The organism is Pseudomonas sp. MTM4, from assembly GCF_019355055.1.
Classification (GTDB): Bacteria; Pseudomonadota; Gammaproteobacteria; order Pseudomonadales; family Pseudomonadaceae; genus Stutzerimonas.
Genome location: NZ_CP048411.1, coordinates 2,563,664 through 2,587,579 on the forward strand (window position 1 = coordinate 2,563,664; position 23,916 = coordinate 2,587,579).

The 23,916-nt window shown below is 62.9% G+C and carries 22 protein-coding genes; 7 read left to right on the forward strand and 15 right to left on the reverse strand.

The genetic code is table 11. From position 1 onward, the window contains the following. Nucleotides 1–155 precede the first annotated feature (155 nt). The 5 genes from GYM54_RS11805 to glcD form a co-directional block, all read right to left on the reverse strand. Nucleotides 156–2,333, reverse strand: coding sequence for a malate synthase G (locus tag GYM54_RS11805; RefSeq protein WP_197445251.1), 2,178 nt, complete (start codon nucleotides 2,331–2,333; stop codon nucleotides 156–158). Nucleotides 2,334–2,356: 23 nt separating this feature from the next. Next, nucleotides 2,357–2,761: a heme-binding protein gene (locus tag GYM54_RS11810; protein ID WP_197445252.1), complete on the reverse strand. Its 405-nt coding sequence runs from the start codon at nucleotides 2,759–2,761 to the stop codon at nucleotides 2,357–2,359. A gap of 75 nt (nucleotides 2,762–2,836) precedes the next feature. Continuing rightward, the gene (gene glcF / locus GYM54_RS11815; RefSeq protein WP_197445253.1) at nucleotides 2,837–4,054 is read right to left on the reverse strand and encodes a glycolate oxidase subunit GlcF; all 1,218 of its coding nucleotides are present in this window, start codon (nucleotides 4,052–4,054) and stop codon (nucleotides 2,837–2,839) included. Nucleotide 4,055: 1 nt separating this feature from the next. Further along, nucleotides 4,056–5,114, reverse strand: a complete 1,059-nt coding sequence (gene glcE, locus GYM54_RS11820) for a glycolate oxidase subunit GlcE (RefSeq protein ID WP_197445254.1) — start codon at nucleotides 5,112–5,114, stop codon at nucleotides 4,056–4,058. Further along, entirely contained in the window at nucleotides 5,114–6,613 is a 1,500-nt protein-coding gene (gene glcD, locus GYM54_RS11825; RefSeq protein ID WP_197445369.1) for a glycolate oxidase subunit GlcD, read from the reverse strand. Before glcD ends, glcE begins: the two co-directional genes overlap by 1 nt. Nucleotides 6,614–6,844: 231 nt before the next feature. On the opposite strand from glcD, the gene glcC reads away from it, so the two are divergent. The 3 genes from glcC (at nucleotide 6,845) to ubiA (ending at nucleotide 9,335) form a co-directional block, all read left to right on the forward strand. Continuing rightward, nucleotides 6,845–7,615, forward strand: a complete 771-nt coding sequence (gene glcC / locus GYM54_RS11830) for a transcriptional regulator GlcC (RefSeq protein WP_131651408.1) — start codon at nucleotides 6,845–6,847, stop codon at nucleotides 7,613–7,615. A gap of 245 nt (nucleotides 7,616–7,860) precedes the next feature. Further along, nucleotides 7,861–8,400 carry a chorismate lyase gene (locus GYM54_RS11835; RefSeq protein WP_197445255.1) on the forward strand — a complete coding sequence of 180 codons (540 nt, stop codon included), beginning with the start codon at nucleotides 7,861–7,863 and terminating at the stop codon, nucleotides 8,398–8,400. A gap of 41 nt (nucleotides 8,401–8,441) precedes the next feature. Then, a complete protein-coding gene (gene ubiA / locus GYM54_RS11840; RefSeq protein WP_197445256.1) occupies nucleotides 8,442–9,335 on the forward strand; it encodes a 4-hydroxybenzoate octaprenyltransferase in 894 nt (297 codons plus the stop codon). 48 nt (nucleotides 9,336–9,383) lie between these two features. On the opposite strand, the gene GYM54_RS11845 is transcribed toward ubiA, so the two are convergent. The 8 genes from GYM54_RS11845 to GYM54_RS11880 form a co-directional block, all read right to left on the reverse strand. Then, nucleotides 9,384–9,821, reverse strand: coding sequence for a heme-binding protein (locus tag GYM54_RS11845; RefSeq protein WP_197445257.1), 438 nt, complete (start codon nucleotides 9,819–9,821; stop codon nucleotides 9,384–9,386). A gap of 10 nt (nucleotides 9,822–9,831) precedes the next feature. Beyond that, the gene (locus GYM54_RS11850; RefSeq protein ID WP_197445258.1) at nucleotides 9,832–10,611 is read right to left on the reverse strand and encodes an SDR family NAD(P)-dependent oxidoreductase; all 780 of its coding nucleotides are present in this window, start codon (nucleotides 10,609–10,611) and stop codon (nucleotides 9,832–9,834) included. A 9-nt stretch (nucleotides 10,612–10,620) separates the two neighbouring features. After that, the gene (locus GYM54_RS11855; RefSeq protein WP_197445259.1) at nucleotides 10,621–12,126 is read right to left on the reverse strand and encodes a tripartite tricarboxylate transporter permease; all 1,506 of its coding nucleotides are present in this window, start codon (nucleotides 12,124–12,126) and stop codon (nucleotides 10,621–10,623) included. Further along, on the reverse strand, nucleotides 12,127–12,612 hold the full coding sequence (locus GYM54_RS11860) for a tripartite tricarboxylate transporter TctB family protein (RefSeq protein WP_197445260.1): 486 nt from the start codon (nucleotides 12,610–12,612) through the stop codon (nucleotides 12,127–12,129). Nucleotides 12,613–12,637: 25 nt separating this feature from the next. Continuing rightward, nucleotides 12,638–13,621 (reverse strand): tripartite tricarboxylate transporter substrate binding protein, encoded by a 984-nt coding sequence (locus tag GYM54_RS11865; protein WP_197445261.1) that lies wholly within the window; start codon nucleotides 13,619–13,621, stop codon nucleotides 12,638–12,640. Between the two features lie 64 nt (nucleotides 13,622–13,685). Continuing rightward, nucleotides 13,686–14,312 carry a 2-dehydro-3-deoxy-6-phosphogalactonate aldolase gene (locus GYM54_RS11870; RefSeq protein ID WP_231752187.1) on the reverse strand — a complete coding sequence of 209 codons (627 nt, stop codon included), beginning with the start codon at nucleotides 14,310–14,312 and terminating at the stop codon, nucleotides 13,686–13,688. Continuing rightward, nucleotides 14,305–15,255, reverse strand: a complete 951-nt coding sequence (locus GYM54_RS11875; RefSeq protein WP_197445262.1) for a 2-dehydro-3-deoxygalactonokinase — start codon at nucleotides 15,253–15,255, stop codon at nucleotides 14,305–14,307. The genes GYM54_RS11870 and GYM54_RS11875 overlap by 8 nt, the downstream gene beginning before the upstream one ends. Further along, nucleotides 15,252–16,040, reverse strand: a complete 789-nt coding sequence (locus GYM54_RS11880) for an IclR family transcriptional regulator (RefSeq protein WP_197445263.1) — start codon at nucleotides 16,038–16,040, stop codon at nucleotides 15,252–15,254. The genes GYM54_RS11875 and GYM54_RS11880 overlap by 4 nt, the downstream gene beginning before the upstream one ends. Before the next feature lie 163 nt (nucleotides 16,041–16,203). Between GYM54_RS11880 and phoB the strand changes: the two genes are divergently transcribed. The 3 genes from phoB (at nucleotide 16,204) to GYM54_RS11895 (ending at nucleotide 19,773) form a co-directional block, all read left to right on the forward strand. Then, nucleotides 16,204–16,893, forward strand: a complete 690-nt coding sequence (phoB, locus tag GYM54_RS11885; RefSeq protein ID WP_158187083.1) for a phosphate regulon transcriptional regulator PhoB — start codon at nucleotides 16,204–16,206, stop codon at nucleotides 16,891–16,893. A gap of 126 nt (nucleotides 16,894–17,019) precedes the next feature. After that, complete coding sequence (gene phoR / locus GYM54_RS11890) at nucleotides 17,020–18,321, forward strand: phosphate regulon sensor histidine kinase PhoR (protein ID WP_197445264.1); 1,302 nt, start codon at nucleotides 17,020–17,022, stop codon at nucleotides 18,319–18,321. 99 nt (nucleotides 18,322–18,420) lie between these two features. Further along, nucleotides 18,421–19,773: a hemolysin family protein gene (locus GYM54_RS11895; RefSeq protein WP_197445265.1), complete on the forward strand. Its 1,353-nt coding sequence runs from the start codon at nucleotides 18,421–18,423 to the stop codon at nucleotides 19,771–19,773. Between the two features lie 103 nt (nucleotides 19,774–19,876). Here the strand turns inward: GYM54_RS11895 and GYM54_RS11900 are convergent, their stop codons facing one another. Then, on the reverse strand, nucleotides 19,877–20,773 hold the full coding sequence (locus GYM54_RS11900) for a peptidoglycan DD-metalloendopeptidase family protein (RefSeq protein WP_197445371.1): 897 nt from the start codon (nucleotides 20,771–20,773) through the stop codon (nucleotides 19,877–19,879). Nucleotides 20,774–20,928: 155 nt separating this feature from the next. Next, entirely contained in the window at nucleotides 20,929–21,834 is a 906-nt protein-coding gene (locus tag GYM54_RS11905) for a response regulator (protein WP_181104770.1), read from the reverse strand. Nucleotides 21,835–22,702: 868 nt separating this feature from the next. On the opposite strand from GYM54_RS11905, the gene GYM54_RS11910 reads away from it, so the two are divergent. Next, entirely contained in the window at nucleotides 22,703–23,911 is a 1,209-nt protein-coding gene (locus GYM54_RS11910) for an ABC transporter substrate-binding protein (protein ID WP_131651394.1), read from the forward strand. The last annotated feature ends 5 nt before the right edge of the window (nucleotides 23,912–23,916 follow it).

A 23,916-nucleotide genomic window follows, 5' to 3' on the forward strand; every position in this document is an offset into this window, starting at 1 on the left:
ATAGCCTCATGTCATCCAAAGGTGCTGGCCGACCGGTAAGTCGACCCGCCCCCCATGCTCGAAAGCCCCGGATGCCTTTCAGCGTCCGGGGCTTACAAATTACGCCAATGGCCGGCTTAAGCCAGCCATCAGCAATCTCCTGAATATCCTCAAACTCAGCTCTGCTGCTTGAAGCGCTGGCGCCAGGCATGCAACAGCGGTTCGGTATAGCCGCTGGGCTGCTCGCGACCCTTGAAGACTAGGTCACAGGCCGCCTGGAATGCAGCGGATTGTGCATAGTCGGCAGCCATCGGACGGTAGAGCGGATCGCCTGCGTTCTGCTGATCGACCACCTTGGCCATGCGCTCCAGGGTTTCGCGAACCTGGGCCTCGCCGACCACTCCGTGGTGCAGCCAGTTGGCCAGGTGCTGGCTAGAGATGCGCAGGGTGGCGCGGTCTTCCATCAGGCCGACATCGTGGATGTCCGGCACCTTGGAGCAACCGACGCCCTGCTCGACCCAGCGCACCACGTAGCCGAGGATGCCCTGGCAGTTATTGTCCAGTTCCTGCTGGATCGCCTCAGTGCTCCAGTTACGGTCCGTTGCCACCGGAATGGTCAGCAGATCATTGGTCAGCTGCTCGCGCTCGCTGGCCAGGTCGATCTTCTCCAGCTCGGCCTGTACCGCCTGCACGTCTACCTGGTGGTAGTGCAGTGCGTGCAGGGTGGCGCCGGTCGGCGACGGAACCCAGGCGGTGTTAGCGCCGGCTTTCGGGTGAGCGATCTTCTGCTCCAGCATGGCGGCCATCAGGTCCGGCATGGCCCACATGCCCTTGCCGATCTGCGCCTTGCCACGCAGGCCGCAGTTCAGGCCGACCAGCACGTTGTTGCGCTCGTAGGCCTGGATCCAGGCGGTGCCCTTCATGTCGCCTTTGCGCAGTACGGCGCCGGCTTCCATGATGCTGTGCATCTCGTCGCCGGTGCGGTCGAGAAAGCCCGTGTTGATGAACGCCACGCGGTTCTGCGCAGCGCCGATGCAGGCCTTGAGGTTGACGCTGGTGCGGCGCTCCTCGTCCATGATGCCTACCTTGAGTGCATGGCGCGGCAGGCCGATCAGGTCTTCGACACGACCAAACAGCTCGTCGGCGAAGGCCACTTCGGCCGGGCCGTGCATTTTCGGTTTGACGATGTAGACGCTGCCGGTGCGCGAGTTACCCTTGCGCTGCAGGTCATGTTTGGCGATCAGACTGGTGACTACGCCGTCGAGGATGCCTTCCGGGATCTCGTGGCCTTCGCCGTCGATAATCGCCGGGTTGGTCATCAGGTGCCCGACGTTACGGATGAACAGCAGCGAGCGGCCGTGCAGCTTCAGACTGGAACCATCGACGGCGGTGTATTCGCGATCAGGATTGAGCTGGCGAGTCATTGCCCGGCCGCCCTTCTGGAAGGTATCGGTCAGATCACCTTTCATCAGGCCCAGCCAGTTGCGGTAAACCAGCACCTTGTCGTCGGCATCGACGGCGGCGGTGGAATCTTCGCAGTCCATGATGGTGGTCACGGCGGATTCGATCAGCAGGTCCTTGACGCCCGCAGGGTCGGTCTGGCCGATAGGGCTGTTCGGATCGATCTGGATCTCGATGTGCAGGCCGTTGTTCTTCAGCAGTACGGCGGTGGGCTCGACGGCCTCGCCCTGATAGCCGAGAAACTTCTCCGGCTGCTTGAGGCCGGTGACGCTGCCGTTTTCCAGGGTGACCTTGAGCTGGCCATCCTGCACGCGGTAGTTGGTCGCATCGGCGTGGCTGCCTTCGGCCAGCGGTGCGGCCTGGTCGAGCACGTTGCGGGCGAAGGCGATGACCTTGGCACCGCGCACTTCGTTGTAGCCCGGGCCTTTCTGCGCGCCGTTCTCTTCGCTGATGGCGTCGGTGCCGTAGAGCGCGTCATACAGCGAGCCCCAGCGGGCGTTAGCGGCGTTCAGCGCGTAGCGGGCATTACCGATGGGCACCACCAGCTGCGGGCAGGCCTGGGTGGCGATCTCGCTGTCGACGTTGCTGGTGCTGATCTTCACCTCGCCCGGCTCGGGCTGCAGGTAGCCAATGGATTCGAGGAAGGCGCGGTAAGCCGGCATGTCGCTGATCGGGCCGGGGTTGCTGCGGTGCCAGTTGTCCAGCTCCACCTGCAGGCGGTCGCGCTCTGCCAGCAGTGCGCGGTTCTTCGGTGCCAGGTCGTGGACCAGCTGATCGAAGCCGCTCCAGAAGGCGGAGGCTTCTACGCCAGTGCCGGCCAGCACTTCGTCTTCGATGAAACGCTGCAGGTTGGCCGCAACTTGCAGGCGGCCCAGGGTTACACGCTCGGTCATTAGATGTTCTCCTTTTCCCTGAATCAGTTGTTGACGGCGGCGACGCCCGCTTTAGCGACCTGCGCATCCTGCGTGGCGGTGACGCCGGAGACGCCGACCGAACCGATCACCTGACCATCGACGATCACCGGCACGCCGCCTTCCAGCGAGCAAACTACCGGGGCGGACAGGAAGGCGTTGCGGCCGCCGTTGACCATGTCCTCATAGCCCTTAGTTTCGCGACGACCGACCGCGGCGCTGCGCGCCTTCTCGGTGGCGATGTAGGCGGCGATCGGCGCACAACCATCGAGACGCTCCAGGGCCAGCGGGTGGCCGCCGTCGTCGGCAACGACGATGGTCACGGCCCAGCCATTGTTCTGTGCTTCTGCACGGGCGGCGGCGAGGATGGCGGTGACTTCGGTCTGGGTCAGTACGGCTTTGGTTTTCATCTCGATTCTCCTGTCTTCGTAATTCGTTTATTCACTGCGCTATCCGGAAACCGGTCGGCGTAGGGTGGGCCTGCTTTAGCTCATCGTCTCTTCGACAATCTCGATCCAATGCCGCACCGGTGTGCGACCGGCACCGTCGAGGTGGGTCTGACAGCCGATATTGGCGGTGACGATCACTTCCGGTTTGCCACTTTCCAACGCGGTCAGCTTGTTGTCGCGCAACTGCTTGGATAGCTCAGGCTGGGTGATCGAGTAGCTGCCGGCCGAACCGCAGCACAGATGCGCATCTGGCACCGCGGTGAGCTGGAAGCCCAGCCGGGTGAGCACGTCTTCGACCGCGCCATTCAGCTTTTGTGCATGTTGCAAGGTGCAGGGGCAATGGAACGCCATGCGCTTGTCGGCCTTGACGTTCAACCGCTCGAGTTCGGCGCTGCGCATGACCTCCACCAGGTCCTTGGCCAACGCACTGACTCGAGCAGCCTTGACCGCGTAAGCCGGGTCATCCCGCAGCAGATGGCCGTAATCCTTGATGAAGGCACCGCAACCACTCGCCGTCTGCACGATGGCTTCGGCGCCGCCTTCGATGGCGGGCCACCAGGCGTCGATGTTGCGCCGGGCACGGTCCAGTCCAGCCTGCTGGGCGTTCAGGTGGTAATCCACGGCGCCGCAGCAACCGGCCTCACGCGCCGCGCTGACGCTGATACCGAGGCGATCGAGCACACGGGCAGTAGCTGCATTGGTGTTTGGTGACAGGCTCGGTTGTACACAGCCTTCGAGCATCAACACGTGACGCGCATGCATGACCTGCGGGCGCGGCTTGGCCGGAGTGACCTGGCGCGGCATGTGCGCGCGTAATGTGGCTGGCATCAGCGGACGCAGCGCATTGCCGGCGCCAAGCAGCGCCTTGAAAAGGCCCGGACGCGGTATCACGTTGCGCAGACCGGTGCGTAGCAGGCGTTCGCCAGCCGAGCGCTGGACCTGCTGCTCCATGAAGTCGCGGCCGATATCCAGCAGGTTGTGGTATTGCACGCCGGACGGGCAGGTAGTCTCGCAGTTGCGGCAGGTCAGGCAACGATCCAGGTGCGTCTGGGTGCTTTCGGTGACTTCACCGCCTTCGAACATCTGCTTCATCAGGTAAATGCGCCCGCGCGGGCCATCGAGCTCATCACCCAGGAGCTGGTAGGTTGGGCAAGTGGCGTTGCAGAAACCACAGTGCACGCAAGAACGCAGAATGCTCTCGGCTTCCTCGGCACGCGGCAGCTTCTTCGCGGCTTCGCTGAGATTGGTTTGCATATCAGACCTCGGAATACATACGGCCGGGGTTGAAAATCCCCTGCGGGTCGAGTTGCGTCTTGAGCTGGCGGTGGTAACGCAGCAACGGCTCGCCCAATGGTTGGAACGGGCTGGCGGTGACACCGGCCGTGAAGCAGATGGCGTGACCGCCAACTTCGCCTGCGATTGCGCGGATGGTCTGCGCATCGGCATCGGATTTCAGCCAACGCTGAGCGCCCGCCCAGTCGATCAGCTGCTCGCCAGGGAGCGCCAATACAGGCGTATTGGTTGGCAGCGACAGGCGCCACAGCGGCCGCGCATCGGCGAAAAAGTTCAGCCGTTGTTCGCGCAGATCGTTCCAGTAGCTGGCGTCCAGAGGCTCGCCACCGATACGATCGCAGGCGGCATTGACCGAACCTTCACCGCCTTCAAGGCGTAGATGCAGCGCTTGGCCGTCATAGCTCGCGGCGGTAATGGGCACCGGTTGCTGGCCCCATTCGGCAAGCTTGAGGAGCGCGTGGTCAGCCGACATCTCGACACGCAGGTTGCGGCATAGGCGTGGCTTGGGCAGCACTTTCAGCGACACCTCGGTAAGCACGCCAAGGCAGCCAAAGCTGCCGGCCATCAGGCGCGACAGGTCATAGCCGGCGACGTTTTTCATCACCTCGCCACCGAAGCGCAAATGCTTGCCGTGACCGGTAATCACCCGCGAACCCAGCACGAAATCGCGCACCGAGCCGGACCAGGGCCGACGTGGACCTGACAGACCGGCAGCGATCATGCCGCCGACCGTGGCGCCGTCGGTGAAATGCGGCGGCTCGCAAGGCAGCATCTGCCCAGCTTCGTCCAGGGCCGCTTCCAGCTCCGCCAGCGGCGTGCCGGCACGAGCCGTGATCACCAGCTCGGTCGGGTCATAGCTGACAATGCCGCGGTGCGTGCGGGTATCAAGCAACTCGCCCTCGACGGGACGACCGAGAAACGCTTTGCTACCACCACCCTGAATACGCAGCGGAGTATTACTGGCCAACGCCTGGTTGACCTGATCGAGCAGCTGCTGGCTGTCGTCGAAGGAAACGGTCATCAGAAGCGCTCCAATTCGGGGAAGGGCAACTGCCCGCCGTGCACATGCATGCCGCCGAATTCGGCGCAGCGGTGCAGGGTCGGAATGTTCTTGCCAGGGTTGAGCAGGCCGCTGGGATCGAACGCTGCTTTTACAGCGTGGAACAGGGTCAGCTCGTCGGCATTGAACTGCGCGCACATCTGATTGATCTTTTCGCGGCCGACGCCGTGCTCACCCGTGATCGAACCACCGACCTTGACGCAGAGTTCGAGAATTTTGCCGCCCAATGCTTCAGCGCGTTCCAGCTCGCCTTCGGTATTGGCATCGAAGAGGATCAGCGGGTGCATATTGCCGTCACCAGCGTGAAACACGTTTGCTACGCGCAGACCATACTCGTCCGATAGATCGGAAATACCCTTAAGCACGCCCGGCAGCTCGCGACGTGGAATGGTGCCATCCATGCAGTAATAGTCCGGCGAGATACGCCCGACCGCCGGGAAGGCATTCTTGCGCCCGGCCCAGAACTTGACTCGCTCAGCTTCGTCCTTGGCCAGCCGCACTTCGGTGGCACCGGCCAGCTTGAGGACTTCGCTGACGCGCGCGCAGTCGTCAACTACGTCAGCCTCGACACCGTCCAGTTCGCAGAGCAGGATCGCCTCGGCATCCACCGGGTAACCGGCGCGGATGAAGTCCTCGGCCGCTCGGATCGAGAGGTTGTCCATCATCTCCAAGCCGCCGGGGATGATGCCGGCAGCGATGATGTCGCCTACCGCACGCCCGGCCTTCTCCACCGAGTCGAACGCAGCCAGCAGGACCTTGGCCACTTGCGGCTTGGGCAGCAGTTTGACGGTCACTTCAGTGACGATCCCGAGCATGCCCTCGGAGCCGGTGAACAGCGCCAGTAGGTCGAAGCCGGGCGAATCCAGCGCATCGGAGCCGAGCACCATGCGCTCACCTTCTACGGTGAGAATTTCCACCTTGAGCAGGTTGTGCACGGTCAAACCGTATTTCAGGCAGTGCACGCCACCCGCGTTCTCGGCAACGTTGCCGCCGATGGAGCAGGCGATCTGCGAGGAAGGATCGGGCGCGTAATAAAGGTCGAAGGGCGCCGCAGCCTGGGAAATCGCCAGATTGCGCACGCCGGGCTGGACGCGGGCGAAGCGACCGGCCGGGTCGACTTCGAGGATCTTGTTGAAACGCGCCATCACCAGCAGGATGCCCTGCTCCAACGGCAGCGCGCCGCCGGACAGACCGGTCCCGGCGCCACGAGCGACCACCGGCACGCCACGCTTGTGGGCCATCTTCAGCAGTGTTTCGACCTGCTCGATGCGTTCGGGCAATACCACCAGCATCGGTGTGGTGCGGTAGGCGGACAAGCCATCGCACTCGTAGGGCTTCAGATCTTCGCCGCGATGGAGGATGTCCATGTCGGGCAGCTGCGCCTGCAACTCGGCGAGCAATGCCGCCTTGTCGACTTTGGGCAGTTCACCATCGACGCGTTCGTCGTAGAGGATATTCATGCAGTCGGTGCTCTTCATTGTTCACCGCCAGCACGGCCAGCTGCGGTGGTTTGCCGCATCATCGGCCCGCCCCACCCCTTCGTCCATCGACAAAACCACTGGTCCTACCAGTTTCTTTCGAGAGTCTCTTGATGTTTCTAGCCAGAACGCCCGGATATCGGCGGTTTGCGCTTTTTTCCCGAGATCGGGGTTAGACTTTGGCCAAACTGGTCCTACCAGATGAGGAACTCCATGCTGATCGAAAATACTCAGGAACGTCGTCAACTGGCTGACGTGGTCGCCGAGCGGATCGAACGCTTGATCGTCGATGGCGTGCTCAAGGTCGGCCAGGCGCTGCCGTCCGAGCGCCGCCTGTGCGAAAAGCTCGGCATCTCGCGCTCGGCTCTGCGCGAAGGGCTACGCGTGCTGCGTGGCCGCGGCATCATCGAGACAGCACAGGGCCGTGGTTCGCACGTCGCCAAACTGTCCGGCGAACAGGATGCCAGCCCGCTGATGCACCTGTTCAACTCACAACCGCGAACGTTGTTCGACCTGCTCGAAGTACGCGCGCTGCTGGAAGGCGAGTCGGCACGGCTGGCGGCGCTGCGCGGCACCGACGCCGATTTCATCCTGCTACGCCGCCGTTACGAGGAAATGCTCGCCGCACACACCGAAGAGGCCGCCGATCCCCGCGAGCATGCGCGCCTCGATCACGCCTTCCATCTGGCGGTCAGCGAGGCCTCGCACAATCCGGTGCTGGTGCATACGCTGCAGTCGTTGACCGACCTGATGCTGTCCACCGTCTTCGCCTCGGTGAACAACCTCTACCATCGCCCCATGCAGAAGCGGCAGATCGACCGGCAGCATTCGCGGCTGTTCCATGCCATCACCGAACGTCTGCCGGACCAGGCCCAACGCGCAGCCCGCGACCACATCCACAGCATTCGCGACAACCTCAAGGAAATCGAGCAGGAAGAGCAGCGACTGGTGCGGGCGACGATGCGGCTGGAGGGGTGGACCTAAAAGCAGCGGCTGTATGCCGGGCCACGTATCGGTTCGGCTGGCTTTACGTCCGATCGTCGGGTCGGTGAAGCGTGACCCGACCTACAGGACCGTAGCCTGAATTAGCCGAAGGCGTAATCCGGGTTTCCGAAGGCGTAACCCAACGAGCAAGCTCATAACGGCCACACCCACGAACACCACGGCCAGCCTTCCAGCGTTCCTTTCTTGCTAGACTCCCGCCTCTTTCCGTTACCCCGCTACCGCCTGTGCCCGAACTTCATGACTGGCTGACCGCCGACCGACTCCCCGCACCGCTCGATCCGCTGCATCATGACTGGCTCTATGTCGACAAGGGTTCGCTGACCCGTCGCCTGACGTTGCTGGCCGAAGGCGCTTTCAGCGTGACGCCGCTGCGCGAGGGCTGGCAGGGCCTGCGCGATGACGAATGCGCGGCGCTGGGCGTGGCGCCGGGTAGTTCGGGTTGGGTGCGCGAGGTGTACCTGCGCGGGCACGGCGAGGCCTGGGTGTTTGCCCGCAGCGTGGCGGCGCGCAGTGCGCTGGAAGATTCCGGCTTCGATCTGCAGCGCCTAGGCAGCCGCTCATTGGGCGAACTGCTGTTCAGCGATCAGGCCTTCGCCCGAGGTCCGCTGGAAACCGTGCGCTATCCCGAGGCTTGGCTGCCCGAAGACTGTCGCCAACCACAACTCTGGGCCCGGCGGTCGAGTTTCAGCCGGGGCCAGCTGAGCGTGCTCGTCGCCGAAGTGTTTCTGCCTGCCCTGTGGCTGGTGGCGCAGCAAGATCGTTGAACAGCGGCAGCCAAAACCGCCATTTCGTTAGGAGACCGCCGATGTATCAAAAGCTTCTGCAATCGAGCAATCGCCTGCATCCGCGCGCCTGGGACTTCATCCAGCTGATGCGCCTGGAGCGGCCCATTGGCACCTACTTGTTGCTGTGGCCGACGCTCTGGGCGCTGTGGATTGCCGGTGAAGGCTCGCCCAGCGTGAAGAACGTGGTGATCTTCGTGCTCGGCGTGATCCTCATGCGCGCCGCCGGCTGCGTGATCAACGATTTCGCCGATCGCAATTTCGACGGCCATGTCAGCCGGACCAAGGGCCGTCCGCTGGCCACTGGCAAGGTCACGCCGAAAGAAGCCTGGATTCTGTTCGCAGGGCTCGTGGCCCTAAGCTTCGGGCTGGCGTTGCTGACCAACGCGGCGACTGTCTGGCTGTCTTTCGGCGCTCTCGGCGTTGCCGCGCTCTATCCGTTCATGAAGCGCTACACCTATTACCCGCAGGTGGTGCTGGGCGCTGCGTTTTCCTGGGGCATGCTGATGGCCTTCACCGCCGAAACCGGCAGCCTGCCGCCGGAAGCCTGGTTATTGTTCATCGCCAACGTGGTCTGGACCGTCGGCTATGACACCTACTATGCGATGGCCGACCGCGAGGACGACCTGAAGATCGGCATCAAGTCCACCGCCATCCTGTTCGGCGAGGCTGATCGGATCGTCATCGCCACGCTGCAGGGCCTCGCCCTGTTCTGCCTGATCCTCGCTGGCGTGCGCTTCGAACTTGGCCAGTGGTTCCACCTGGGCCTGACCGTCGCTGCAGCCTGCTTCGCCTGGGAGTTCTGGACGACACGCTCACGCAAGCCGCAGGTCTGCTTCAAGGCGTTCCTGCATAACCACTGGGCCGGGCTGGCGATCCTCCTCGGTATCATCCTCGACTACGCGACCCGCACATAAGAAAGCCCGTCGCGGCGCTGCCGGGACGGGCTTTTCACTTGGCAGCACTCAGCCGTTCAGCACACGTGCACCGACCTCGGCGACCTGACCGTCCTCGCTCGGGTGCATGCCGGAAACGCCGATCGCGCCAATCACGCGGCCGTCGTCGATCAACGGAATGCCGCCATCCATAAGGATGGCGTTATGCATCGACAGTAGCCGCAAGGTCGCCCCGCCGCTGGCGAGAGTTTCCTCGAAACCTTTGGTGGCGCGCTTGAAGGCCGCCGCGGTGGCCGCCTTGCGCTGGGCCACCTCGACGCTGCCGTGCGTGGCGTGATCCATCCGCTGCAGCAGGACCAGATGACCACCGGCGTCGGTCACGGCGATAACCATCGCCCAGCCGTTGGCCTGCGCATGTGCACGTGCGGCGTCGACGACGCGGCTCGCCGTTTCCAGACTGATGGGCGGCCCGTAGACCAGCGGGGGTGCCGCAACCTGCGTATTCATCGTGCGCTCCTCATGGCATCGCTTGGCCGCCGTTCACGTCCAGCGTCTGGCCCGTGATATAGCCGCTGCAGGCATGCGAGGCGAGGAACAGGTAAGCCGGGGCCATTTCCTCGGACGTACCGAATCGTCCGAGCGGAATGGTGGTGTTCACCTGCGCGCGCGCGGAGTCATCCTTGTCGGCATGGAAAGCCGTATCCACCGTGCCCGGCGCCACCACGTTGAAGCGGATGTTGTCACCGGCGAACTCGCGCACCCAGTTGCGCTGCACGTTATGCAGCCAGGCCTTGGCGGCAGCATAAAGGCTCGCGCCGGGGCCGCCGCCGTTATAGGCCGCAATGGAGCCGGTGGTGATCACCGATGTGCTCTGTCCGCTGGACTTGGCCGATTTACGCAGGTGCGGGATGGCTTCGCGAGTGATCAACAGTGCCGAGCGTAGGTTCACGTCGACCATGGCATCGAAAAAAGCATCATCGATTTTCTCAAGCCCGCGCCTTTCCAGCAGCGCGCCGGCATTGTTGACCAGCACATCAAGCCCGCCGAAACGCTGGACGAAGGCGGTAACGGTGTCGATGCAGTCCTGGCTACGGCTCAGGTCACCAGCAAAAAACGCCGCCTCCGCGCCATACGCCGACAGTTCGGTCAGCAGCTCATCAAGATTGGTAGGTCGGTTACGCGCAGTGATACCAACTTGCGCGCCGAGCGCAGCAAATGCCTGGGCGGTGGCCAGACCAATACCCATGGTGGCGCCGGTGATGAGGACGCGCTTGCCCTTGAGGTCGTTGAAATACATGGTTGCTCCTTAGTCAGTGAAAGCGGGACGGGGTGTGCGGTGCTCACGCCAAAGGCGCAAAAGCGGCGGCAGTAGCCAGACCGCGAGCGTGATCAGGGCCAAGGCAAGGGATACGGGACGCTCGAAAAAGGCCAGGAAGCTGCCGTTCGAACGCATCATCGAGGTGACGAAGGTTTCCTCCAGCAGCGGACCGAGGACGATGCCGAGAATCATCGGAGCCAGCGGGAAGTCGTTCTCCTCGAGCAGAAAGCCGAGCACACCGAAGACCAGGATGGTCACCACCGCGAACAGGCTGTTTTCCACCGCGTAGGCACCGACCATGGCGAACAGCAGGATCGACGGCATCAGGATGCCCTGCGGAATCCGTAGCACCTGTTTGAACAGCCGCACCGAGAGAAAACCGAACGGAATCAGCATCAGGTTGGCCAGAAGAAAGGCGAGGAACACCGCATTGATCATGCTGGCGTTGTCGGTGAAGATCGTCGGCCCTGGATTCAGTCCCTTCATCAGCAACACGCCGATGACGATGGCGGTCAGCGAATCGCCCGGAATACCGAACACTGTGGCCGGAATGAAGCTGCCGCCGACCGCCGCGTTGTTCGCCGCGGTAGCCGGTGCGATCTGCGCCACCGCACCTTCATCGGGGTGGTTAGCAGCACCGCGCTGGCGGCGCCCCATCGCATAAGCGATATAGGCGGCGATGTCGGCACCGGCACCGGGTAAAGCACCGATCAGCGTGCCGGTCACCGAGCCACGGAGAATGCCGAGCTTGTGCCGCAGCGCATCGCGCAGGGCTTGCAGGTAAAGCGGCTGCTGCGGCACGTGCGGCAATTCCCGCTCGCTGGCGCTGCGGGTGCAAAAGCGCAGGATCTCGGCGACTGCGAACAGGCCGATGATCACAGGAATGAAGCCGAAGCCGCCGAGCAGCGCGTCGCTACCGAAGGTAAAACGCGTCTCGCCGGACACCGGGTCGATGCCGACACTGGCCACCAGCAGACCGAGCAGCAAGGAAACTGCGCTGCGGCTCACCTGCGTACCGCCGACCATGATCGCGGCAGTCAGCCCGAGCGTGGCCAACCAGAAGTATTCGAACGAACTGAAGTTGAGCGCGAAGCGTGCCAGCAGCGGCGCGCCGAACATCAGCGCGAGCACGCCGATGCTGCCACCAATGGCCGACGTACAGGCGCTGATGCCGAGGATGTACTCGCCCCGCCCGGCCTGGGTGAAGCGGTAGGCCTGATCGGTGTAGGCCGCCGAGGCGGGTGTACCGGGCATGCGCAGCAATACCGCAGGCAGGTCACCAGCGAAGATCGCCATCGCAGCCATTGTCACGATTGCAGCGATGGCAGGTACCGGGTCCATGAAAAAGGTGATCGGCACCATCAGCGCTACCGCTAGCGTGGCCGTGAGGCCGGGAATGGCGCCGACCATCAGCCCGTAGAGCGCGCTCACCGCCATGATGCCGAGCACCTTGAAAGTGAACACCTGGCCGAGCGCGTCGAGGATGGCTTCCATTTATAGCCCTCCAAGGTTGGCCAGCACGCCCTGGGGCAAAGGCACGCCCATTACCTGCTGGAAAAAGACATAGAGAAAGCCGACCACGCCAACCGCGCAGACCATCGCGCGCAGCGGCCGCCCAGTGAAACGGGCACCGAGCCCGGCGACGAGCAGCCAGCCAGTAGGCAGGAAGCCGAGCGGCTCGACCAACAGCAGGAACGCGATCAGTCCGCCAATCACCAGCCCGAGGCTGAGCCAGTGACCCGGCACGCGGCACCAGTCACACAGACCCAGCCACATCGGGGCGCGTCCGGCCCGCGCGGCCACTACGCCCTTGCTACTGAGCACGAGGCCCACCAGCATCAACATCGCGCCGATTATCGACGGGTAAAAACCGGCGCCATACTGGAAGTACGGCGACGCTTCCATGCCGCTAGCCACGACGAGCACGCCGAGGCCAAGCGCCAGGTTGAGGATTCCCCAGGTCAGGTCGGACAGTTTCATGGCTGCGACTCCGTGCCGGCTGCGATCACATGTTCATCTTGGCGAACAGCGCCTTGACGTCACCGGTGTGCTGCTCAAGATAACGGGCAAAGGCCTCCGAATCACGCCACTGCGGATTGAAGCCGCGCGCCTTCATCTCGGCCTGCCACTCAGGGTTGGCATAGATCTCCTTCATCGCGGCTTCGAGCTTGGCGCGGACATCCGTCGGCAGCCCTGTAGGCGCGACCAAACCGCGGAACGAGCCGAGCTCTAGTTCGAGCCCGGTAGCCTCTTTCAGCGAGGGCACTTCCGGGAAATTTTCCTGCCGCTCGGGACCGAACACCGCGAGGCTGCGCACCGTGCCGGTCTTGAGCATGGCGTCGGCCTCGGGTAGCGAGCTCGGCACGAAGTCAACGCCGCCGGCGGCCAGATCCTGCATGGCGGCAGCCGCGCCCTGGCCTGGGATCATCCGCACCTTGCTCATCTCGACACCCCAGCGGTCGAGCAGGGTTGCCACCGCGACCGGCCAGGAGCCGCCGCAGCCGCCGGCACAAGCGATGGTGTATTTCGCCGGCTCAGCCTTGATCGCGTCCAATGCCTGGTTGACGGTCTTGAATGGCGAGTCGGTGCGAACCTGGAAGCCTGCCGGGTCGAAGTTGTACTGCGCGATGGGCGTGAAGTCGTTCAGCTCGAAATCGGCCTGCCCCATTTCCTTGTAGTGCGCATAGTTGAACAGCACGCCGAGGGTATAGCCGTCCGGCTTGGCAGCGACGATGCGGTTGATGCCGACCACACCGCCGCCCTGGCCTAGGTTGAGCACGTTGAACTGCTGGCCGAACTCTTCCTTGAGGTACTTGGCGAGAATACGTGCGGTGCCATCGGAACCACCGCCGGCGCCCGCCGGGACGACGATGGTGACCGGCCGGGTCGGCCACTCGGCGGCCATTGCTGGCAAAGCACTCAGCCCAAATAGCAGGGCCAGTGCGTGGCAGCCTTTGCGGACCCAGCGAGGGGTTGAAGTCATGGACATATCAGCTCTCCTTTTATTGTTTTTGAATACAGCTGCAGGCCCGTAAACGGGCGTTGGGATTACCTCATTCGGTTTTCAATCGCTCCCAGGCGGCAACGAAAGCAGCGGCGCTACGCGCCACATCCGAGGCGCTTTGGCCCGGCCTGTAGAGGGCTGATCCCAGGCCGAAACCAGCCGCGCCGGCATCGACGAAAGCGGCCATGTTTTCAGGCGTGATGCCACCGACCGGAAGTAGCGGGCAGTCCGGAGGGAATACAGCTCGCCAGGCTTTCACCACGGCAGGACCGCACTGTTCGGCGGGGAACAGCTTGAGCACCTGGGCGCCAGCCTCCAGCGCAGCGAAACCCTCGCTCGGCGTGGCCACTCCCGGTGCGCTGATCATCCCGCCAGCACGTGTGGCGCGAATGACCTCCAAATTCGTGTTCGGGGAGACGACCAGGCGCCCGCCGGCGGCAGCGACCGCGTTCACCTGGGCCACATCGAGCACCGTGCCGGCACCGACCAGGCAGTCGGCGCCCAGATCCGCGGCGAGCATTTCGATACTCGCCAGCGCCTGCGGCGAATTCAGCGGTATCTCGATCAGGCGGAAGCCGCTCTCGTAGAGCGCCCGGCCCACGGGAAGAATCGACTCTGGCGTGATGCCGCGCAGGATCGCCACCAGGGGTAGCTGGGCCATGAATGGGTCAAGCACGTTGCATCTCCTCTTTGCCGATCAGCCCGGCGGCCTGTGCGACCTGCCAGAGACCTGCGACGCCGGGGTTGTCCAGGCTCCGCACGCGGTCGAGTCCAAATAGCGCCAGCGCTTCGCGATAGCGCTCGCACAGCGCCGGTTCGCCAAGTAGAACCGGGGGCGCTAACGGTGACGATGCGAAGCCACACAGCGCGCTGCGCAGCTCCTCGCCGATCAGCAGACCGGAGAGATAATCGAGGCTATGAATAGCTGGCAGCTCTCCGCAAAGCACCAGGCTGCGGACACTGAACAGTCGATCGGCGATGCCACTCGGGTCGCTGTCGCGCGCCGCCTGAATCCCGCGTCGGTAGGCCTCGGCACTGGCAACCGGACCCGCTTCCAGTGCCGGCCGGCCGAGAATCGAATGTTCCCGCAGCACTGCAAACAACTCGCCAGTCATATAGGTGGAGAAGGTTTGCAGCGCACCGTCGCGCACCTGGACCCACTTGCTATGGGTGCCCGGCAGCAGCAAAAGCGCCTGCTTCTCCAGGACGGGTTCGAGGGCCAGCGCTCCCACTACCTGGGTTTCCTCGCCGCGTAATACGTTGGGGTGCTCACCGACCTGCCGCACACCCGGAATCAGGTGCAGAGCACCGGCACCGGTTTCGATACTGACCAAACCGGCAGCGAGGGCCGACGCGTCGGCCGGACAGTCGACATAGGGCACTTCGCGCCAACCCTGACGGCTTCCAATCATGCCGGACGCGATGGCCGGCAAGCCGGGCCAGCGTGCAAGCCAGTCCTCCAGCAGAAGCCGATAGGCGCGGGCAAAATCGCGGCCGGGTGTGTGTTGAATTCCCCAAGGCTGCGACCGGCTATCCAGCAGCAAGGCGCCAGGGCCGAGCAAATAAGCGCGCAGGGATGAGGTTCCCCAGTCGATACCGATCAGGCAGGGCTCGTTCATCGCCCCCTCCATCCCAGCTCGGCGGATACGTCTGCCGCGCACCGTATGACCACAGGTCGCAGTTCTTCCAGACGACTTTCCGGCATGTAGGGGATCGCGCTGGCGACGCTCAGCGCTGCAATGATCTCCCCGCCCGTGTCGCGAACAGGAGCCGCTACGCAGCGCACACCGAGCTCGTTTTCCTCAAGGTCGAAGCTGAACCCACCCGCCGCGTATTCCGCCATCTGCGCGTGATAGTCCTGCCAGGGGGTGAACTCCTCACGCAACCCGCTCTGCCCCGCTCGCCGCTGAAGTCCCTCTTCGTAAAGCGCCTGCCAGTCGGCTGCGGGTAGGTCGAGCATCAGCGATTTGCCAATTCCGGTCAGAGCAAGGGGCATGCGCAAACCAATACGCGAGCGCATCTCCAGACCGCGGGTGCTCGACAACTTATCGATGTAGAGAACGTCGCCGCTTTCGCGAACGCCGAGGTGAATGGTGTCCTGCGTCAGATCGGCCAGGCGCTGCAGATGAGGGCGCGCCAGTTTGATCAACGGCATTTCCGCACGAGCCTTGTAACCCAGCTCGATCAGCCGCGGGCCGAGACGATAACCCTGCGCCTCGCTGCGCAGATAATCAGCCTGCACCAGCGCCGCGACCAGACGGTGTGTCGTGCTGCGCGTGCAGCCGATGGCGCTGCCGATCGCTGCAAGCGAATCCGCACCCTGCGACACCGCATCGATTACCGCCAACCCCCGAAACAACGCCTGCGCGCCGAGGGGAGCTTCTTTGTTGTTGTCTTGAGTCATGAGCGTCTCCTACGAAGCGCACCTTAGTATCAAAATCAGGCAATCTCAATATGCGAGTTACACTCCCAATATATGGGATATACCTGAGCGGATAAATTTGTCATATCGCTGCAACATTTCCGTTATCTAATGCCCAGCGACAAGAAACGGACCGAGAGCGGACATGAACGGCAAATGCATACTGATCGTCGATGACGAAGCGCCGATTCGCGAGATGATCGTGGTGGCGCTGGAAATGGCCGGCTACGAATGCCTCGAAGCGGACAACACCCAGCAGGCCCACGCACTGATCATCGACCGTCAACCGGACCTGATCCTGCTCGACTGGATGTTGCCCGGCACGTCCGGAATCGAGCTGGCCCGGCGGCTCAAGCGCGATGAAATGACCGCCAACACCCCCATCATCATGCTCACCGCCAAGGACGCCGAGGACAACAAGATCCAGGGCCTGGAGGTCGGTGCCGACGACTACATCACCAAGCCCTTCTCGCCGCGTGAATTGGTGGCACGCCTGAAAGCCGTGCTGCGCCGCGCCGCGCCGAGCGACAACGAAACGCCGATCGAGATCGGCGGCCTGCTGCTCGATCCCATCAGCCACCGCGTCACCATCGATGGCACCCCAGCCGACATGGGCCCCACCGAGTACCGCCTGCTGCAGTTCTTCATGACCCACCAGGAGCGCGCCTACACGCGCGGGCAGTTGCTCGATCAGGTCTGGGGCGGCAATGTGTATGTCGAGGAGCGCACCGTGGACGTGCATATCCGACGCCTGCGCAAGGCGCTGGGCGAAACCTACGAAAATCTCGTGCAGACGGTGCGCGGTACGGGTTATCGCTTCTCCACCAAGAGCTGAACGAAACCGCATTCCGAGCGGGTGTGAAGGCTGCGCCAGTGCGCAGTCTTCACTCGACCCGAGCCGCCGAGCGTTCGGCGTGGCAAGATTTCCGACCGACCCCAAGCGGCTTCAAGGAGCATTAGCGTGAACCAAGATTGGCAAGGTGCACTGGTGCGCCAGCTGCTTGTGCTGTTGGTCGTATGCCTGCTGATCGGCCTGATCACCGGCGAGTATGCCTGGGCGCTGGTCATAGGCCTGGCCGGGTATCTCGGTTGGACGCTGCACCAGATGCGCCGCCTGCAGCAATGGCTCAAACGCAGCCAGCCTGATGATCCACCACCGGACGGCCATGGCCCGTGGGGGGATATCTTCGACAATCTCTATCAGATGCAGCGCAGGGACCAGCGGCTGCGCAGCCAGCTGCAATCGGTGATCGATCGCGTGCAGGGTTCCACCACGGCGCTCAAAGACGCCGTGATCATGCTCGACAGCGAAGGCAATCTGGAATGGTGGAACCCCGCCGCCGAGCGCCTGCTGGGTTTGAAGCGGCCGCAGGATGCCGGCCACCCGGTCAGCAACCTGGTGCGCCACCCGAGCTTCAAGGAATATTTCGACAGCGGCCGTCACGATGAGCCGCTGGAGCTGGCCTCCCCCGTCAACGATCGCCTCTGGCTGCAGATCACCATCACCCGCTACGGCAACAGCGAACATCTGATGGTGGTGCGCGACATCACCCGCCTTCACCTGCTGGAACAGATGCGCAAGGACTTCGTCGCCAACGTTTCGCATGAACTTCGCACGCCGCTGACGGTGATTGCCGGTTATCTGGAAACCATGCTCGAGCATACCGACGAGATGCCATCGCGCTGGCCGCGAGCGCTGAACCAAATGAATCAGCAGGCTGGTCGCATGCAGCACCTGCTCAACGACCTGCTGCTGCTTGCCAAGCTGGAAGCCACCAACCCGCCGAACAACAGCCAGCCGGTCAATATCGCCGCCCTGCTGCAGTCGATCAAAAGCGATGCACAAGCTCTATCAGCCGATCAGAACCATGACATCCACTTCGAAGCCGATCCCATCCTGCTGCTCAAGGGCAGCGAGTCCGAACTGCGCAGTGCGTTTTCCAATTTGATATTCAATGCGGTGAAGTACACCCCAAGCGAGGGTGAAATCCGCATCCGCTGGTGGTGCAACGAGTACGGCGCGCATCTCGCCGTTCAGGATTCGGGAATCGGCATCGAAGCCAAGCACCTGCCGCGCCTGACCGAACGGTTCTACCGGGTCGACTCGAGCCGCGCCAGCAACACCGGCGGTACCGGATTGGGCCTGGCCATCGTCAAGCATGTGCTGCTGCGCCACCAAGGTCGTCTGGATGTGGACAGCACGCCAGGCAAAGGCAGTATTTTTACCTGTCACTTCCCGCTATCCCAGGTGACGGTTCGCTGAATACCAACCGTCACCTGCCGAGGGAGGGTCGGATGCGCTCCTTGAAATAACTGGTAACCGGCCCCATTCTTGTGCCGTCACCGACTACCCGAACCCCTCATGGACCCTTCCCCCAGTTTCGCAACCAACTACGTTGCACCCTCCTATTTCGCCGATTTCGGTCTGATCCTCTTTGCCCTGTTCCTGGTTCTGCTCAACGGCTTCTTCGTTGCCGCAGAGTTCGCCATGGTCAAGCTGCGCGCCACCAAGGTCGAAGCCATCGCCAAGCAACATGGCTGGCGCGGACACATCCTGCGCAAGGTCCACAATCAGCTGGATGCCTATCTGTCGGCCTGTCAGTTGGGTATCACCCTGGCCTCACTCGGCCTCGGCTGGGTCGGTGAACCGGCTTTCGCTCATTTGCTCGAGCCGTTGCTGGTGTTAATCGGCATCGACAACGAAGCGGTGATCCACGGGATTGCCTTCTTCACCGCGTTCTTCATCATTTCCTACCTGCACATCGTCGTCGGCGAGCTAGCGCCCAAGTCATGGGCGATCCGCAAGCCCGAACTGTTGTCACTATGGACGGCTGCGCCGCTGTACCTGTTCTACTGGGCGATGTACCCGGCGATCTACCTGCTCAACGCCAGCGCCAACGCGATCCTGCGTGTCGCCGGGCAAGGTGAGCCGGGCGACCATCATGAACATCACTACAGCCGCGACGAGCTGAAGCTGATCCTGCACTCCAACCGCGCGCTCGACCCGGCCAACCAGGACATCAAGGTGCTGGCCTCCGCCGTGCAGATGAGCGAGCTGGAAGTCGCCGACTGGTCCAACTCGCGCGAAGATCTGCTGCAACTGGAGCACGACGCATCGCTGCCGGACATCCTCGAGCTGATTCGTCGCCACAAGTACAGCCGTTACCCGGTCTTCGATACCGAGCAGGGCGATTACATCGGTCTGCTGCACATCAAGGATCTGCTCCTGGCGCTGGCCAGCGACGCCGAGCTGGCACAACACTTCGATCTCGCCGCGCTGCTGCGCCCGCTGGAAAGGGTGCCCCGGCACCTGCCGCTGAATGCGCTGCTGGATCAGTTCCGCCAGGGCGGCGCGCATTTTGTGCTGGTGGAAGAGGGCGACCACAAGGTGGTGGGCTTCTTGACCATGGAGGACGTGCTCGAGGTTCTGGTGGGCGACATCCAGGACGAACATCGCAAGACCGAGCGCGGCATCCTCGCTTATCAGCCCGGCAAACTGTTGGTGCGTGGCGACACGCCGCTGTTCAAGGTCGAAAGGCTGCTGAACGTCGACCTCGACCACATCGAGGCGGATACCCTTGCCGGCCTGATCTACGAAACCCTGAAACGCGTTCCGGAAGAGAACGAAGTGCTGCTCATCGAAGACCTGCAAATCGTCATCAAGAAGATGCGCGGTCCGAAGATCGTGTTGGCTAAGGTGTTGAAGCAGGAATAAGCGGCTGCAAGCTGCAAGCGAATTAGAGTCGGGGCAGCGCCGAAACGCCGGCCGGCGTTTCGGCCGTTACTTGAAGCGTGTGGCTTGAAGCGTCCAGCTGCTTCTACTCCCCTCCCACCGCAAAATTCGGCAGGCTGTTGACCGGCTGGGAGAAGTCGAAGGGAATCGATTCGACCGCCAGCCCAACGTTGCGCTGAACCACGAAATGCAGGTGCGGGCCGGTGCTGTTACCGGTATTGCCGGAGCGGGCGATGAGCATTCCGGTATCGATCCGCTGGCCTTCCCGGACGCTCACCGAACCCTTCATCAGGTGCAGGTAGACGCCCATGGTGCCGTCGTCATGCATGATCCGCACGAAGTTGCCCGCGGGATTGTTACCGCGCCCGCTCTGGCTGTTCTCGATCTTCACCACCATGCCGCCACGCGCCGCGATGATCGGCGTGCCTTCGGGCATGGCGATGTCCGCGGCGTAGCGGCCTTTGGGCGTGAAATGGCTGTATTTGCCATTGGCGCCCTGGGTCAGGCGAAACGGACCCCCGCGCCAGGGCAGCGGATAACGATAGGGTTTGGGTAGCAGGCGCGGATCGCCCAGCGCATGGCGCAGTTTGGGGGTGTATTTCAGGGGCTTTGAAGGGTCGAGCGGCGCCAGGGTCGCCAGACGGATCTGGCTGCGTGGCGGCAGCACCCAGCGGATCGGTTCATCCGGCACGCCGACGGCGTTCTGCACACCGGTCAGCTGGAGCTCGATATCCACGGGCGCGAAGAGATCATTGCGCACCAGCAAGGTCTCCCCGGCGGCATGCTTGCGCGTCTCCAGCTTCACCTGGTTATCGAGCGTCTCGACCATGCGGTCGTTGAAGGTGAACACGCGCGCGCCAGGAGCGGCCTGGTCGCTGTAGGTGACCACGCCGTTGGCGTCTGTGTATTTGTAGATGGTCAGGGCCGATGCGGGCGATGCCAGCCAGCACGACACGAGACAGAAAAGGATGCGCCCCAACATAACGGCAGACTTCATAGGGTTATGTATTCAGAGCGCTGCAGACTAGCAGCGCAACGGGGCATGCGCGAGCCACCGACCGTCGGGCTGTGAAATCGTTCCAATGAACGCGAATTTTTCCAGACGAGCGGTTTCCAAAGGGCCGCCGCTGTGCCGGTTCAGGCGCCCGGTACGAAATGCCGCTGCGCGGTACCGCGGGCAATCAGTCGCGACAGGTAATCGAGCTTCTGTGGGTCGCGATCGACAAAACGAAAGGTCAGTTGCAACCACTCGGTGTCGGGTTTCGGCTCCAGCGCCGCAACGGCGTGCAAATAGCCATTCAGGCGCGCCACCTCGCCGCCCTCACCCTGCTCCAGGTCGAGCACAGCGCTTTCCAGCACCTGCGGCAGATTCTCGCTGCGCTTGATGACCAGCAAACCTTCCTTGAGGCTCAACGCCTTGATCACGCAGGCGAGCGTCCCGGATGCCAGGCGCAACTGGCCCTGACCGCGCCCACCGATCGACGCCGAGGGTTTGGGCGCGCTCGGCTGGATCAACGGCGAGGCGAATGCCGGCGAGCTGGCTGGCGCGGCCGCAGGCTTGACCACCTCGGCCTTGCCGCCGGTAAGCGCGGCCAGCGAGTCGTTGGCCATTCCGGTGTTCGTTGGCCGTACCGGCGCGCTGGCAGCCAACGCATCGAGTTTGCCGGCGCGACCCAGCGCCTTGCGGACTTTGGTGGTCAGCTGTTCATTGGAAAAAGGCTTGCCGATGAAATCGGATACGCCGGACTGGATCGCCTGTACGACGTTCTCCTTGTCGCCACGGCTGGTGACCATGATGAACGGCGTGGTTTTGAGATTATCGTGAGCACGACACCAGGTCAGCAGTTCGAGCCCGGACATCTCGGGCATTTCCCAGTCGCAGAGAATCAGATCGAAGCGGTCGCGATCGAGCATCTGCTGGGCCTTGCGACCATTCACCGCTTCCTCGATGCGGATACCCGGAAACTGGCTGCGCAAGCCTTTCTTCACCAAATCCCGGATGAAGGGCGCGTCGTCCACTACCAGCACACTGACCTTGCTCATCAATCGCTCCTGCTTGAATGGTGGCCAGCATAGCGGCAGCCGGCTTTTGAAAAAAGCACAGCCGACCAGCGTCGAGCTTCGGCCGTGCTCGGCCGGGTTCGAATCGGCTCTGAAACGAGGCGAAGTGTCGCGGAACGGATGGACTCAAGGCATAACGCCAGCGTTGCGCCTGTTATTTTTAATTCACCGAACCTTAGGGTCTGTTCCCATTTCGCTGCGAGCCGCGTTGCTGCGCCAAATGACGCCAGGCAAGGCGCGGGACGCAGGTAATGGTCGCTCCCCTGGCAAGTCCCGCAACGCCGCATGGCGTCATTTGCCGCGCAACCCGAAGGGACGGGCCCGTTTTTGCGCGATACGGCGTTTCTCGTCGCTTATTTGGAGCAACCAAACTGCGCAACTCGTGCCTTGTCTCGCGCAAAAACGGGCTCCGTCGCGGCCGCGACGAAACGGGAACAGACCCTAACGCAAGCGTCAACCTCGCGTATTGCGACGAATGAGGTGGCCGCACCCAGCCCATTCTTTCGCCGCGGCCAGTTGCGTCTGGTCGTTCCCCTGCTACGTTTAGCTCTAAACAATAAAAAACATGAAGAGTCATATGCCGGACCGAGTGACCCTACCCCCTCGACCTCGCCGTTGCCTGCCAGGCACGGCGGCAGGTCACTACTTCCGGCGTTATTCCCGCCGCAACCCCATTCATTTTGTCATCGACACGCCCCATGGATCGCGCCCGTCACTGCGGCGCTCATCGGCGTCCGATCGTCGTGTTGATCGGCAGTCCCGACTGCCACCATCTGACTTACCGAACCGTCCAGTCGTGGCAGCCCAAACGGGCCGTCTGTAAGCGGTCAACCCTGCAAGGAGATAGGCGATGAAGCTTCTGGCAATTGCAACGGCAGCACTGAGCGCAGCGGCGGTGATTCCCGCATCGGCTGCGGAGATATCCGATGGCAAAGTGAAAATCGGCATCCTCAACGACCAATCCGGCGTCTACGCCGACTTCGGCGGCAAATGGTCCTACGAGGCGGCGAAGATGGCGGCCGAGGATTTCGGCGGAACGGTGCAAGGCGCCCCCATCGAAATCGTCACCGCCGATCATCAGAACAAACCCGACATCGCCTCGAACATTTCCCGCCAGTGGTACGACCGCGAACAGGTCGACTCCATCATGGAGCTGACCACCTCCTCCGTCGCACTCGCGGTGCAAGGCATTTCCAAGGAAAAGAAGAAGATCAACCTGGTGACAGGCGCCGCCACCGCCGAACTGACCGGCAAGCAATGCTCGCCCTATGGTTTCCACTGGGCCTACGATACCCACGCGCTGGCGGTCGGCACCGGTGGCGCGCTGGTATCCCAGGGCGGCGATAGCTGGTACTTCCTTACCGCCGACTACGCCTTCGGCTACTCGCTGGAAGAGCAAACCAGCGCATTCGTCAAAGCCAAAGGCGGCGAGATCAAGGGCGCGGTGCGGCACCCGCTGGCGACCAACGATTACTCATCTTTCCTGCTGCAGGCGCAATCGTCCGGCGCCGAAGTCATCGGCCTGGCCAATGCCGGGATGGATACCGCCAACGCGATCAAGCAGGCGGCGGAGTTCGGCATCGTTGCCAGCGGCCAACGGCTGGCGGCGCTGCTTTTCACGCTTTCCGAAGTGCACGGGCTCGGCCTCGAAGCGGCACAAGGCCTGACCCTTACCGAGAGTTTCTACTGGGATCGTGACGACCAGTCCCGCGAATTCGGCAAACGTTTCTTCGAACGCACCGGCCGCATGCCGAACATGGTCCACGCTGGCACCTACTCGGGCGTGCTGCAGTACCTCAAGGCAATCGACAAGGTCGGCACTGATGAAACCGAAGCGGTCGCCAAAGCCATGCACGAGATGCCGGTGAACGACCTCTTCGCCCGCGATGCCAAGGTCGGTGCCAACGGACGCCTGATCAGCGACGTTTATCTGATGGAGGTCAAAAAGCCGGACGAAAGCAAGGAGCCCTGGGATTACTACAAGGTCCTCGCCACGGTGCCGGGCGACGAGGCGTACATCAAACCAGCCGAGAGCGGCTGCGATCTGGTCAAGCAATAAGCATG